This is a genomic window from Mariniflexile sp. (assembly GCF_052728615.1).
The window spans coordinates 1-14,650 of record NZ_JBFVFE010000044.1; the positions used below are offsets into that span (position 1 = coordinate 1).

14 protein-coding genes are annotated in these 14,650 nt (G+C 34.5%); 9 read left to right on the forward strand and 5 right to left on the reverse strand.

Annotated features, from left to right (window positions below):
• Window positions 1-85: 85 nt before the first annotated feature.
• The 5 genes from ACU1LP_RS14520 to ACU1LP_RS14540 all read right to left on the reverse strand — a co-directional run bounded on the left by ACU1LP_RS14520 (window position 86) and on the right by ACU1LP_RS14540 (window position 4,960).
• Entirely contained in the window at window positions 86-754 is a 669-nt protein-coding gene (locus ACU1LP_RS14520; protein WP_445736635.1) for a phosphoribosylanthranilate isomerase, read from the reverse strand.
• Window positions 755-865: 111 nt separating this feature from the next.
• On the reverse strand, window positions 866-1,648 hold the full coding sequence (gene trpC, locus ACU1LP_RS14525; RefSeq protein WP_445736627.1) for an indole-3-glycerol phosphate synthase TrpC: 783 nt from the start codon (window positions 1,646-1,648) through the stop codon (window positions 866-868).
• Window positions 1,649-1,743: 95 nt separating this feature from the next.
• Window positions 1,744-2,736: an anthranilate phosphoribosyltransferase gene (gene trpD, locus ACU1LP_RS14530; RefSeq protein ID WP_445736628.1), complete on the reverse strand. Its 993-nt coding sequence runs from the start codon at window positions 2,734-2,736 to the stop codon at window positions 1,744-1,746.
• Between the two features lie 71 nt (window positions 2,737-2,807).
• Window positions 2,808-3,389 (reverse strand): anthranilate synthase component II, encoded by a 582-nt coding sequence (locus ACU1LP_RS14535; RefSeq protein ID WP_445736629.1) that lies wholly within the window; start codon window positions 3,387-3,389, stop codon window positions 2,808-2,810.
• A gap of 167 nt (window positions 3,390-3,556) precedes the next feature.
• Window positions 3,557-4,960 carry an anthranilate synthase component I family protein gene (locus tag ACU1LP_RS14540; RefSeq protein WP_445736630.1) on the reverse strand — a complete coding sequence of 468 codons (1,404 nt, stop codon included), beginning with the start codon at window positions 4,958-4,960 and terminating at the stop codon, window positions 3,557-3,559.
• 327 nt (window positions 4,961-5,287) lie between these two features.
• Between ACU1LP_RS14540 and ACU1LP_RS14545 the strand changes: the two genes are divergently transcribed.
• The 9 genes from ACU1LP_RS14545 (at window position 5,288) to ACU1LP_RS14585 (ending at window position 14,591) form a co-directional block, all read left to right on the forward strand.
• A complete protein-coding gene (locus ACU1LP_RS14545; protein ID WP_445736631.1) occupies window positions 5,288-5,827 on the forward strand; it encodes a TlpA family protein disulfide reductase in 540 nt (179 codons plus the stop codon).
• 6 nt (window positions 5,828-5,833) lie between these two features.
• Complete coding sequence (locus ACU1LP_RS14550) at window positions 5,834-6,454, forward strand: thioredoxin family protein (RefSeq protein ID WP_445732394.1); 621 nt, start codon at window positions 5,834-5,836, stop codon at window positions 6,452-6,454.
• A 565-nt stretch (window positions 6,455-7,019) separates the two neighbouring features.
• Window positions 7,020-7,337 (forward strand): rhodanese-like domain-containing protein, encoded by a 318-nt coding sequence (locus tag ACU1LP_RS14555; protein WP_445732393.1) that lies wholly within the window; start codon window positions 7,020-7,022, stop codon window positions 7,335-7,337.
• Window positions 7,337-7,750, forward strand: coding sequence for a rhodanese-like domain-containing protein (locus ACU1LP_RS14560; protein ID WP_445732392.1), 414 nt, complete (start codon window positions 7,337-7,339; stop codon window positions 7,748-7,750). Before ACU1LP_RS14555 ends, ACU1LP_RS14560 begins: the two co-directional genes overlap by 1 nt.
• A gap of 154 nt (window positions 7,751-7,904) precedes the next feature.
• The gene (locus tag ACU1LP_RS14565; RefSeq protein ID WP_445732391.1) at window positions 7,905-8,174 is read left to right on the forward strand and encodes a hypothetical protein; all 270 of its coding nucleotides are present in this window, start codon (window positions 7,905-7,907) and stop codon (window positions 8,172-8,174) included.
• Window positions 8,175-8,523: 349 nt separating this feature from the next.
• Window positions 8,524-8,970 (forward strand): hypothetical protein, encoded by a 447-nt coding sequence (locus tag ACU1LP_RS14570; protein ID WP_445732390.1) that lies wholly within the window; start codon window positions 8,524-8,526, stop codon window positions 8,968-8,970.
• Between the two features lie 305 nt (window positions 8,971-9,275).
• On the forward strand, window positions 9,276-10,589 hold the full coding sequence (locus ACU1LP_RS14575) for a hypothetical protein (RefSeq protein ID WP_445732389.1): 1,314 nt from the start codon (window positions 9,276-9,278) through the stop codon (window positions 10,587-10,589).
• A gap of 251 nt (window positions 10,590-10,840) precedes the next feature.
• Window positions 10,841-12,220, forward strand: a complete 1,380-nt coding sequence (locus ACU1LP_RS14580; RefSeq protein WP_445733777.1) for a T9SS type B sorting domain-containing protein — start codon at window positions 10,841-10,843, stop codon at window positions 12,218-12,220.
• Window position 12,221: 1 nt separating this feature from the next.
• Complete coding sequence (locus tag ACU1LP_RS14585; RefSeq protein ID WP_445733776.1) at window positions 12,222-14,591, forward strand: PorP/SprF family type IX secretion system membrane protein; 2,370 nt, start codon at window positions 12,222-12,224, stop codon at window positions 14,589-14,591.
• Window positions 14,592-14,650: the final 59 nt, after the last annotated feature.

Consider the following 14,650-nt stretch of genomic DNA (forward strand, 5'->3'; position numbering starts at 1 on the left):
AAATCGGTCATAAAAACTACTTTTTTTAAATCTAATATATACGCTTTTTTTGAAATATGCAATTTGTCGTGCACCCTCCCCATAGTTATCGGGAACGGAATGAAAAATTTTGTTTAAACTTTTTTAATAACTCTATATTCTTTAATCCTGGTTCAATCTCAAATCTGCTATTAACATCGATGGCGTAACAGTATTTTGAAGCTTTACTTTGCTGGAATTGTTTTAAATTTTCTACTTCTTCCAACCCAATACCACCACTTAAAAAGAATGGTTTGGTTGATGGATAGTTCTTCAAAACATTCCAATCAAACGTGTAACCATTGCCACCTGGTAATTTTCCTTTGGTGTCGAATAGGAAATAATCGCACACAGCTTCATAGGGTTTTAATACATCAAAATTGAATTCTTTTTTGATTGAGAATACTTTGATGATTTCTATAGTTTTGTCAATCAGAACTTGTTTCAGATTCTCATGATGAGATTCCGAAATAAATTCGGAATGACGCTTTTTTAAAGCCTCACAATATTCAGCAGATTCATCGCCATGTAATTGTACTGCCTGTAAATTATGAGTTTTTATTTTTTCAATAACTTCATCTAAATTAGCATTAACAAATATACCTACTCTTTTTATTGATTCAGGCAAATTTGGTATGATAGAATTAAAATGTCTTGCAGATTTATCATAAAATATAAACCCAAGATAGTCAGGTTGCAAAGCTGCAACCTGTTGGATGTTGTCTTGATATTTCATGCCGCAGACTTTTAAAAAAAGCCCCTCCCTCCCCGAAAGGGAGGGAACTGTTGCAGCAATATGTTTGTTTTTTTTATTCATAAGAGTAAGTGTCCTCCTCCTTTGGAGGAGCTAGAGGAGGCTCCTTATAAATTCTTCAGCACTTTTACCCGGATCCTGCGTTTTCATAAAGTTTTCACCAATTAAAAAACCTTTAAATCCGTAAGGTTGCAATTCTTTAATGGCTTCAATAGTGCTAATACCGCTTTCTGATACTTTTACAAAATCGTTTGGAATGTGTGTGCTCAGGTTTTTACTGGTTTCTAAACACACCTCAAAGGTTTTTAAGTTACGATTATTTACACCAATCATATCTAAACTAGGCATCATGGATTTATGCAGTTCTTCGTTGTTATGGACTTCCAACAGCACATCTAATTTAAGGCTTTTTGCAAGTTCTGAGAATTGCTTTATTTCTTTTTTTGTTAGAATAGCTGCTATTAAAAGTATAACATCTGCCCCAAATGCTTTTGCTTCGAGAATTTGATACTCATCAATAATGAATTCCTTGCGAAGTAATGGTAAATTACAATTTTCGCGAGCGTTAATTAAATCGTCTAAAGTACCTCCAAAATATATTTCATCGGTTAATACAGACATACCGCAGACTCCAGCCTTTTCATATCCAAAGGCGACATCTTCAACATTGGCGGTGTTGTTTATGATTGATTTTGATGGTGATTTACGCTTAAATTCTGCAATAATACCCGTATGGCTTGATTTCAGTTTTTTTGACAGAGATGTTGTTTTTCTGTCGAAAAAAGGCAATAATTCAAAAGCTTCAACAGGAATCAATTCTTTTTTTAAATTGACTTCTTTATGTTTATCCGCTACAATTTTATCTAATATATTCATTTTCCTATTCTTAATCCTTTCCAAAGAAAGGGAACTTTTAATATTATTTCCATTTTTTTTAAGTCCTTCCCTTCGGGAAGGATTTAGGATGGGATTTATTTACTTAATTCTTGAATGGTTTGTAATGCTTTTAAAGCTTTACCACTTAATAAAGATTCTTTTGCTTGTTCAAATCCTTTTTTGTGTTCAATTTGATTTGTTGTTGCTATGGCTAAACCAGCATTGGCACAAACCACATTATTTTGTTGTTCGGTGCCTTTTCCTTGTATAACATCCATAAAAATTTTGGCAGACGATTCTACTGTGCTTCCTCCAAAAATAGATTCTTGTTTTATTTCTGAAAGTCCTAAATCTTCGGGAGAAAACATAGTTTCAGCATGATTTGAAATGACTTTGGTTTGCCCTGTCAAGGATATTTCATCATAACCATCTAAAGCATGCACAATGGAATAATTTTTATCGGTATTTTGATAAAGGTATCCATAAAGTCGAAGTAATTCTAAATTAAAAACACCAACCATTTGGTTTTTAGGAAACGATGGATTTACCATGGGACCTAACATATTGAAAAATGTTTTTACTCCTAATTCACGACGAATTGGAGCCACATTTTTCATGGCTGGATGAAATAAAGGCGCATGCAACACGCAAATACCTGCTTTATCTGTCGAACGTTTTAAGAAATCCTCATCACTTGAAAATTTAATGCCTAAATATTCCATTACGTTTGAAGATCCACAAGCAGAAGAAACTCCGTAGTTACCATGTTTTGCAACTTTAACTCCAGCACCAGCAGTTACAAACGATGCTAGAGTTGATATGTTAAAAGTGTCTTTTCCATCGCCACCAGTTCCGCATAAATCAATCGCATTAAAATCTTTTAAATCGATGGGAATGCATAATTCTAGAAGTGCATCACGAAAACCTCGTAACTCTTCAAGCGTAATACTTCGCATCATATAAACGGTTAGAAACGCCGCAATTTGACTTTGGTTATATTCGCCTTTCGATATGTTTACCAAAACATGTTTTGCTTCTTCGCTAGAAATGCTTTCGTGGTTTATAAGTCTGTTTAATATGTTTTTCATTCCTTTTATTCCCTAGAAGGGGGGAATCTTTTTAATTATACTTCAATGTTTATTTTTACTAATCATTTATTTTAAGCCCCTTTGGGGTTTGGGGAATTAATCCAATTTCTTAAAATTTGCTTTCCATTTGGCGTTAAAACCGATTCTGGATGGTATTGAACCCCTTTTACATCGTACGCTTTGTGACGTAAAGACATGACTTGTCCGTTGGCATCAAAAGAGGTAGCTTCTAAACTATCTGGTAAATTTGGGTTTACCACCCATGAATGATAGCGACCCACTTCAATTTCTTTACCCATACCTTTGAATAATGATTCATCGTCAACAGAAATGGTAACCTTAGTGGCAACTCCGTGGTACACTTCATCTAAATTAATGAGTGAACCTCCAAAAACTTCAGCAATAGCTTGTTGCCCTAAACACACTCCTAAAATACTTTTTGTTGCTGCAAATCTCTTAATAATTGGTTTTAACAAACCAGCTTCGTCTGGAATTCCAGGACCTGGCGATAAAACAATTTTATCAAAAGGTTCTACATCATCTAAAGTTAATTTATCGTTTCGAACCACCGTAACATCGCAGTTTAAATCTTCTAAATAATGCACCAAATTGTATGTAAAACTGTCGTAATTATCTATAACTAATACTTTCATAATTTTTATTCCTGCGAAGGCAGGAATCTGTTTTTTTATTCCTGAGGAAGCAGGAATCTATTTTAATTAATCTTTTTAGTCACGTCCCATTCATTGAAGGGAAAATCAAAATTTTTGTAAAATCATGTTTATACTTTCATTTCATGGGATTCCTGCTTTCGCAGGAATTAGATTTCCTCAGCCAATTCAATAGCTTTTGTTAAGGCTCCTAATTTATTATACACTTCTTGCAATTCGTTTTCGGGATTGGATTTTGATACCATTCCTGCGCCTGCCTGCCAATGGAGCTTGTGGTTTTTACTTAAAAACGTACGGATCATGATGGCGTGGTTAAAGTTGCCTTCAAAATCCATAAACCCAATGGCACCACCGTAAAACGAACGACTTGTTTTTTCATACTGATCAATAAGTTGCATGGCTCTATGTTTTGGAGCACCGCTTAATGTGCCCGCAGGAAAAGTGTCGGCAACCATTTGCATAGTTGAGGTTTCTTTATGTTTTTGTCCCGTAACCTTGCTTACCAAATGGATGACGTGTGAAAAAAATTGAACTTCCCGATACGTGTCTATAGTAACGTTGCTACCGTGCCTGCTTAAATCGTTTCTTGCCAAATCTACCAGCATCACATGTTCGGCATTTTCTTTTGCATCTACAATCAGTTTTTTTGCTAATTCAGCATCTTGTATGTCATTACCAGTACGTTTAAATGTTCCTGCTATGGGGTGGATTTCGGCTTTTCCATCACTAACAATAAGTTGTGCTTCGGGCGAACTTCCAAAAATTTTGAAGTTTCCATAATCAAAATAGAATAAATAAGGCGACGGATTGATACTTCTTAAAGCGCGATACACATTAAACTCATCACCTTTGAATTCCTGTGCAAAACTTTTTGATAAAACAAGTTGAAACACATCACCACGACCACAGTGTTTTTTTGCTAATTCTACATGGTGTTTGTATTCATCATCCGTTAAATTAGACGTTATTTCCCCACTTGAAGAAAAGGTGTATGACGCAAAATTTTTTACTTTAATTAAATGGTCTATTTCTTCAATATTAGGTTCAGAATTAAAACAATGTGCAAAAATGTACGCTTCGTTTTTATGGTGGTTTATGGCGATAATATTTTGATAAACTGCATAATTAATATCGGGAATGGATACTGAATTTTCTTTTTTAGAAATGGTTACATCCTCAAAATACCTAACGGCATCATAAGCTATATACCCAAAAATACCGTTGTTTATAAATTTGAATTCTTCTTCTGAATTCACTTTAAAACGTTTTGTAAATTGATTTATTTCTTCGGAAACATCGGTAGTTTTAGTAATTGGTCTTGAAGTTTCGCTACCATCAGGAAAGGTTTGATAAATCGTCTCGTTTTCAACTTTAATAGTTGCAATTGGGTTAAAACAGATGTATGAAAACGTATTATCATTGGCATGGTAATCACTACTTTCCAGCAAGATACTGTTTGGGTATTTGTCTCTAATCTTCAAATAAATACTAACAGGCGTAATAGTATCTGCCAGAATCTTTTTGTAGTGCGTGTATAAATTGTATTTAATCATTTATGCTGAATTTGGTTCAGTTTTTTTATTAAAAAAAGGCCTGTCGTGAATGACAAGCCTTTTGGATATTTTAAGTTTTAAATATACTAGGGTTTTACTTCACAAAACGTAAGTCTGGAAAGGGCCACCACCAAGTATTATTTAAAATTGATTGCATTTTATGTTTTTTACGAGTTCAAATATAGAAATGAAAATATAATTACACAATACTTTTGGTGTTTTTTGTATAAAAGTTTGTTAAACTAGACTATAACAATGAAGTATTAATTAATTTTAGGCTTCTATTGAATTTTTGTTAAGATTAGTTTGTCAACGTAAAAAAGTATCATGAAGTTTAATTTAATATTGATTTTTGCACTTGGATTAATAAGTTGCAATAATTCCAAAAAAACGGATGCCGTTGTTAACAAGGAAGCATCAGTTGAAAACACGACTGTTTCAAATAACGATGATTTAGAAGTGTATGATTATACCGGTTTTGAAAAGTTTCTCAATAAAAAGGACGGGAAAGTTCACGTGATCAATTTTTGGGCAACTTGGTGCGCGCCATGTGTTAGGGAAATGCCCTATTTTGAAAAATTGAACACCGAATATGGCAGTAAAAATGTAGAGGTTTTGTTGGTAAGTTTAGACTTTCCACATTTGTATGATTCTAAATTGAAACCATTTATTAAAGATAAAAAACTGAAATCGAAAGTAATAGCTTTAAATGATGTGGACATGAACACTTGGATCCCGAAGGTTGATGAAACCTGGTCGGGATCGATTCCTGCAACCATTATCTATAAAAATGAGGAGCGTAAGTTTTTCGAGAAATCATTTACTTATGAAGAGCTGGAAACTGAAGTAAAACAATTTTTAAAATAGAAAATTATGAAGAAGACCATCAAATTAATTTCCGTGGCAGTGGTTGTGTTATGTATTAGCGCATTCACCATTACTAAAACAACTGTAAGTGAAGGCTATAAAATAGGCGATGTTGCCGAAGATTTCTCACTTAAAAATGTGGATGGAAAAATGGTGTCGTTGTCAGATTACAAAGATGCAAAAGGATTTATAGTAACATTTACATGTAACACCTGCCCTTATGCGGTGGCTTATGAAGACCGGATTATAGCGTTGGATAAAAAATATGCACCAAAAGGCTATCCTGTAATTGCGATTATGCCCAATAATGTATCCATGAAACCAGATGACAACTTAGATGCGATGAAGCAACGAGCTACCGAAAAAGGATTTACATTTCCTTATTTAATAGATAAGGAACAAAAAGTGTTCCCCAAGTTTGGGGCTACCAAAACACCACACGTGTTTGTGTTGCAAAAAACCAAAAAAGGCAATATTGTAAAATATATAGGCGCCATTGATGACAACTACAAAGACGCATCATCTGTAACTACAAAGTACGTTGAAAATGCAGTTGATGCATTGCTTCAAGGAAAAGACGTTGAACAAACCGAAACTAAAGCTATAGGCTGTTCTATAAAGGTTTAAGTTATTGGTTACTACAAAGAATAAAGAACAAAGAACAAAGAACAAAGAACAACGATTAACGATTAACGAATTTTTGATTTTTGAACTTTTTTCAACTTTGCGCCTTTGCGCCTTTGCGAGACAAAAAGATTATCAAGCGATATTGTTGACAATCAAATAGAATTTGAAACTGAAGATTTGAAGATATGGATTGTCCCCTAGAGGGGACTTTAGGGGTGTTTTTAAAATTTGAATGATATTTAAGTAATTGAGAATCAAATATATAAAATGCTTGTAAATGGTAGAACAAAGAATAAAGAACAAAGAACAAAGAACAAAGAACAAAGAACAAAGAACAACGAATTTTTGATTTTTGAACTTTTTTCAACTTAGCGCCTTTGCGCCTTTGCGAGACAAAAAGATTATCAAGCGATATTGTTGACAATCAAATAGAATTTGAAACTGAAAATAAAATATGTGAAATACTTGTCAATGGTAGCAAATTAATCTAATAAAGTACGTTCGATTTTTTCGTCTAACCATTTTAGATTTATTAATTTTGTAGGATATAAACAGATTAAAAACAATGGAAGATTTATCACAAGAAGAATGGGCATCTCAATTAGCAGAAGATGAAAATGCCGTAGTATTGGATGTTAGAACCGATGCCGAAGTAGCCGACGGAATCATACCAAACGCCATCCATATAGATATATACAAGGGCCAAGGTTTTATTGATGAAGTTGAAGCCTTGGATAAAACAAAAAACTATTATGTGTACTGCCGTTCAGGAAATAGAAGCGGTCAAGCATGCGCCATCATGGAAAATTTAGGATTTGATAATGCCTATAACTTGGAAGGTGGTATATTGGAGTGGGAAGGTAATTTGGTAAATTTTGAATAATGGATAAGAAGATAACATATAAAGGTGTTTTATTTTACTATATAATTTTCTTTGCTGTGCTTGGCTGTAAAGAATCCGTAGCGCAAGAGCAAGTGAAAACCGTTTCAGCAAAAGAAATGCAAACACTGATTGAGGCAGCAGACAGTGTACAGTTAATTGATGTTAGAACACCTCAAGAATATAAGGAAGGACATTTGCGCAATGCTAAAAATATTGATTTTTTATCCAGTTCTTTTTCAAAAGACATTAATGTTTTAGACAAACAAAAGCCGGTTTTTATTTATTGCCGGTCGGGGAAAAGAAGTACTAAAAGCGTGAAAGAATTTTTGGATGCAGGATTTACCGAAATATACAATTTAGAAGGAGGAATATTACAGTGGGAAGCACAAGGGCTCAACATTGAAAAAGAATAGCAAGCTTTTATTTTATCTTTTAACGGCTTGTTGTATCGCATATCAAATAAACGATGTGTATTTTCATCTTCTTTTTAAGTAATTTAACTTTTTTATTTTTAGGAATACAGCTCTTTTTATATATTTACTATAATTAATCTAAAATACTCCCCTCATGGAAAATGGATACATCATATTAGGTATCATAGCATTATTGTTTTTAAGCATGTATGGCTTCGCATATTTATCGGTTCTTAAAGAAAAAATTAAAGCCAAAAAAGAATTAAAGTTGGATCTTGAATTGCAAGAGCGAAGACGCCAAGAAAGTGCTAGGAAACAAGCCATTATTGATGAAAAGGTTAGAAAATTTAACGAAAGAAAAGAAGAGATCCATCAAGAACTGATGCTGCTTGAGAAAATGAAAGAAAGACAAAAGGCTGTCTGATAAAATTTATCCACATGGAAATTGTGTTTTTTAAATAGTAATCAAATTTTTAATTAAAAACCCTGTAAATATCATATTTACAGGGTTTTTATATTTCCCAAACTTCTGCATCCAATTAGGTTTGGTTTTTTCAATCAAATTAGCATAGGTTCAATCTTTTATATTAATGGAATATGGTATTGATCAAATGCATCCATTTCCATCTTCAATAAATAGATATTTAAGATACAAGACTAATTCTTACAAAAACGCTATCATTTTTAAAAATATATTAAAAAATTCGACAAAACGCTTGTTTTTTACGTTTAATTGCATAGATTTGCTTTATTAAACCCTTAAATCTACTTTTATGAAAACTAAAATTCTTTTTTTTAGTATCGTTTTCTTGTTAATTTCAAGTACTTTGTTCGCTCAAAAAAAGAATGAAGCAAAAAGCATTATCAGCCCGAAGGTTGCTATAAAAAAATACCATGATAAAGGAGAATTGGAGCAAATGCAAAAGGGTGAGCTGTTGGTGCTGTATATAGAACGTATAGAAAGTTTGATAAAAACATTGCCTTATATAGCATTTGCTAGAATGCCCGGTATAACCATGAGCGATTTGGGCATTCCGGATACCAACGATAACAAAAAGACTTTAGAGAACCAATTTGAGAGTACAGATTCCTACCTTAAGGCAACTGTGGAATTTCAAGAAAAAATGCTACCGTACTCCGACAAAAGCAACTTAATAGCGGCCATTTTGTTTTATGAGGAAACCATGAAGGCACTGTACATTTACAGTGAGTTCCGCTAATTGATCTTTAATATATTCTTTTAAGGCCCCAAATAAAGTACCATAAAAGATTGATAACTATTTATAACACGCTTTCAACTTATTAACCCAAACTTCATGAAGTCTCTCATTCCAAGAATTTTAAACCATATACCCTCAGGATTTAGCAATTGTAATATTTTTAGCAATCCATACGTGTGGCTTAAGGAAAATTCTTTGGTATTTCCCAACAAAATATGTATTTCATCGAATATATTTGCATTTTATGGGATTTATTTATAGATTTGGATGTTAAATGACAGAATAATAATATTTATTTTTTCGCTATGAAAAACTTTACTAAAATCGTATACGTATTTCTATTGGTTGCTGGAAACAGCTTTGCCCAACAGGAAAAGGGAATTGTGGGTGCCAACAACTGGTTAAACAATTGGACCGAATTCAATACTAGCCATACAGACTATGGGGAAGCCACTCAAATATTGACAGGTAATATTTTGAAAGACACTAAATTGTCCAAGAAGTATGTGTATTTGTTAATGGGAAGTGTTTTTGTTGTAAACAACGCCACCTTAACTATTGAACCGGGTACCGTAATAATAGGTGATTATGATTCTAAGGCATCACTAACCATTACTAAAGGTGCAAAAATAATGGCAGATGGTTTAGAGACAGACCCTATTGTTTTTACTTCAAATAGAAGCGTTAAAAGAGCTGGTGATTGGGGGGGCGTGTTTCTGCTTGGCGATGCGCAAACCAATAAATTCGGAAATGGCTCTGTGGCCTCTTTCCATACCAATCTTGACCCCGCAGCTTATGTGAACACCAATTATGGAGGCACTAACAGTATAAGCAATTCCGGTGTTTTAAGATATGTTAGGATTGAATATGCAGGAAAACGTCTTCAAAATGGCGGAAATTACAGTGGCTTATTGTTAGCAGGTGTTGGCAGCGAAACTGTTTTACAAAATATAATGATAAGTTATTCGGCCGGCAATGCCTTTGAAGTGTGGGGAGGTCAAGTAAACCTGGAAAAAGTTGTTTCTTATAGATCTAATACCAACGATTTTAAATTTAATTACGGGGCGCAAGTTCAATTGTTCAATTCATTGGCCATTCGCTCGCCTTATATATCAAGCAGACACGGCGCAAGATGTTTAGATGTGGCTTCTTACGATAAAATACAGGAAGTTGATTTTACAAAAAAAGGAACCTCCATAGTGGCAAAAAATTTAACACTCTTAAATGACAGTCAAAATTTAAAAGCCGACATACAAATGGGCTTGATAAAAGAAGCTATCCATATAGGAGAAAACACTCTTTTTGATATGAGCGGAAGCGTCATATCTGGATTTAACCCAGCCGTGCTTTTAGAAGAGACCATTGTTATCAATAGCGCAAATTTAGAAAAAATAAAATTCAGCTCCATGTATTTCAACAATTGCAATGGAAACATTTTTGTTGAGAACCATACAAACAATGAGGACTTAGAAAACTGGTACGGCAACAGTGCTTTTTTTAACGTGTATTCCAAGAGTAACAATGCAGAAACATTTATTGATATAAAAAATGAAAAGCGACCTGATTATAGATTGCGAATCAATAAAATTATGGCATCGAATGATATTGACCGAAATTAAAAACGAATCATAAAAAATTAATTTAAATTATTTAGTCTATAAAACAATTCTATTTTTTTTATTCCTTTAAACTCAATATGGCTTTGAGGGTTTTTAAATTGAACCGACAAAAATATAAGTGGGCAAAAGTTTTCACATGAAGGTTAGAAAAGATAATTGTTTTTCAGAAGTTTTATTTACCAAAGAAAATAAAATATCGAATGCGGAACTTTACTATTATATTTTTTGTCCTTTTCTCATTAATTCAAAACATGGGCGCCCAAATAGTAATTGGAGCACCTAGTTTAGGATTCAGTCAAGCATGTGCAAGTCCGTCTTTCAATACTTATTATGTTACATTTACTTTCTCACCACCCGCAGCATTAAACATAACAAATCAGTTTAGCGTAGAGCTATCAGATGCTACTGGAAGTTTTTCAAACCCAACTACCGTATTCACATCTGCTGCAGGGGCTGTAATAGTATCGCCTGCTACTTTAGGTTTTTCTCTTCCAAATACAACGGGGGGCGAAGCCTATAAAGTTAGAATAAAAAGTACGGCGCCAGCTGCCACTAGTAGTAATTCGGTAGCTTTTGCGGCATACTATAAGATTCAAGATTCTCCGTTTTCAATCAATAATTTAATTTCTACCGGTGTTTATTGTTCTGGGGGAAGTTATCTTTTAACAATAGACAACCCAGGTACGGGGTCTAATGATTCTCCATTAAAATACCCATCGCTTACCTTTAACTGGTTTAGAGAAACAAGTCCCACTACCTCTGTTTTTGTTGCTGCTGGTGCTACCTTGGCAGTAAATCAACCAGGAACTTATTTTGCTAAAACCAATTATGGTACGTGTACTTCCGATTCATTTTCAAATCGTGTAACGATTACTGAATCGGCATCAGGAACTACTTCGTCCATTAATTCCAGTTTGGGGAATCCGTACTGTGCAAGTCAAGGAGCAACTACTTTAAGTACCATAAACGGAAATAGCCATCAATGGTTTAAAGATGGTAGTGCCATTGCCGGCGCCACCAACCAAACATATCAAACCAGTGAGGCAGGTACTTATTCTGTTACCGTTAATTTAGGGATTTGTACAGCAAACGCATCCATAGATCTTCAAACCAGTGGTTTTACCAGTAGTATAGATGTTCCTGAGACCAATACGATACAACTAGGTGAAACCTTGGTGGCTACAATAACTACCGATGCCAGCAACCCTGAATTCAAGTGGTATTTTAATGAAACGATTATTTCTGGTGCTACCACCAATAGTTATGAAGCTACCCAATTGGGAAATTATAAAGCAGTTATTACGCAAACTTCTGGTTGTTCGGCATCCGAAGAATTTCTTTTTTCAATAAAAGAGCCCTTTCCAGATGTTGCCAACATACCCAATTTAATTAGTCCAAATGGAGATGGCATCAATGATACTTGGATGATTCCTAAGCAATATGTTAGTGGCACAGATACGCAGATAGTCATCATGAACTCACAAGGAAAGGTGGTGTTCCAAACAAACGATTACCAGAATAATTGGCCGCAAGACCAAATCAATTTTAAAGATATAAACCCAGTATATTATTATATCATCACCACCTCAAATCAAAAAACTAAAAAAGGCTCCATAACAGTAGTCAAATAGCATGAAATACTATTTATTATATATAGTTTTATTTTTCTGTTTTATGCAGTTGTCCCATTCGCAAGATGGGGTGGTGTCGTTTGCATTGCCTGTTCGAAATTCATTAAAGTTCAATAAATATGTTGTGAACCCCACTTTTAGTTTTGTGAGAGAGCAAAACAAATACATCACCTTTACCAATAAAAGGGAATGGGTTCAGTTTGAAAACCCTCCGCAAGCCTATCTATTCAGTTATTCAGGAAGGTACAATGAAAATACAGGCGTAGGCCTTGGGTTGTTCCAACAAAATTATGGGGTATTGACCACTTTTGGTGGGGTGCTTAATTATGCTTACAATGTGGTTCTTGACAGAGACAGCAATTTAACGTTTGGTATGAATTTGGGAGTTTATAAAAGTGGCATCAACCAAGGGAATGTAATTACCAATTTTCCCGATCCCTCTTTAGATAACATTCCTTCCAATACAATGGTTACCGTAAATCCCGGTATCAATTATGGTACCACGTTTTTAGATTTTGGGGTGTCATTAAACAATGTGGTACTGTACAATTTAAGCACGTCCACGCTCATTGAGGAGAATCCTAAACAAAGTGCCCAGGCACATGCGATGTATACGGGGTATCTTGATAGTCGGGGTTTTTTTGATAAAAGCAAATTTTCCGGCTTGATCAGATCGGAGTTCAGTAAAGAGCAAACCATTGTTTCTGGCGTTATGATGCTTTCCATTCCTAAAGGCATGTGGGCGCAAGCAGGCTACAATACGTTTTATGGGCTTTCCGCAGGTATAGGATTTAACCTTACCAATAATATTGCCATTGAGTACAATTATGAGAAAGCGATGGGCGATTTTTCAACTTTTGGAAATTCCCACGAATTTACATTGGCTTATAAATTCAATAAAAATTACAGATATAATTATGGTGATGACGATAGTGATGAAGGCGCTTTGATCGTTCCGGCCAAAAAAACAACACGTGCAGTTGCCAAACCAAAAAATGAGGTCAGAAAAAAACCTGGGACCAGTGTAAACAAACAAAAAGAAGCTGAGGCTAAAGCTAAAGAAGCTGCAGAAGCTAAAGCATTATTGGCCGCTGAAAAAGCAAAAGACGATGAAGAAAGAAAAATAAAATTAGCGGAAGAAGCCCGAATTAAAGCAGAAACAGCTACCAAAGATGCATTAGCGGCGGAAGAAGCTAAAGCTAAATTAGAAGAAGAAAATAGAATGAAGCTTGAGGCAGAAACTAAATCTAGATTGGCAGCAGAAGCAAAAGCTAAGGGAGATGCCGAAACCAGAGCTAAATTAGCTGCGGAAAAGGCTAAAGCTGATGCCGAAGCTAAAACGAAATTGGCAGCAGAAAAGGCTAAGGCAGATGAAGAAAACAGATTAAGGATTGCTCAAGAAGTAGCAGAAGCTAAAGCAAAAGCGGCGGAGGAAGCCAGACTTGAGTTAGAGGCAGAAACCCAAGCTAAATTGGCAAGTCAACAAGCAGCACCAAAACCTGTAGATGAGATTGCTAAACCAACGGAGGATGTATCAAAAATAGCAGAGGATACTAAAACTGAACAAGGTCAATTACTGAACAAATTAAAAGAAACAGTTGCCATTAAAAGACAAGACCTTAAGGATTTGAAAGAGGAGAACGACCTAAGCGAACAAGGTATTTACACACAACCTAAAACCTTTAAAAGTGTAACGGCTGAAAATGCGGCAATCGAATCCTTAATAGGTCAGATAGATAATGTTATTGGCGAACAAAACAATAAAATTGCCCAATTGGAGAATTCATATAACCAAAGGCTTAAAAAATATCCAAATGCTGATGATGCAACCAATATGATTTATTTAAACGAAATAGAGATATTTAAAAAAGAACAAGCAGCAGCAATAAAAACCAAAGCAAATTTAGTATCGGAATTGGAAGCCATTAAAAAAGCCACCGAAGTTGAAAGAAGACGGCGCATAAAACGTGCGGCTTATGATAATGAACAAGATAGATATAATAAGGATAGAGCAACATTGAATGTCATTAAACAAACAACACCATTAAGTGCTGTACCATTAAAACAAGAAGACTTTGATTTTGGAGATGAGCAAAGCAATATACAAATTGTGAAAGATGTGAAAAATGTCGAGAATGGTTATTATGTAGTGTTGGCGGTACATAGCGATGTTGCCAAAAGAGATGATTTTTTAACCAAAGCAGTAGCGGCAGGAGAAAAGAATATCAACTTTTTCTACGATGTAAATACCAGCAAATACTATATATATTATGAAAAATTTGATGATATAGAAGATGCCCAAAAAGCATTGCAGGCCAAAGGGACCAAGCCATACAACAGCAAAATGTCCATGGTTAAAATTGAAAATTAAAAAAAATAATTAAGACAACCTTTTTTCCAATGTGCCCCCATTGGAAAAATTGATAAACA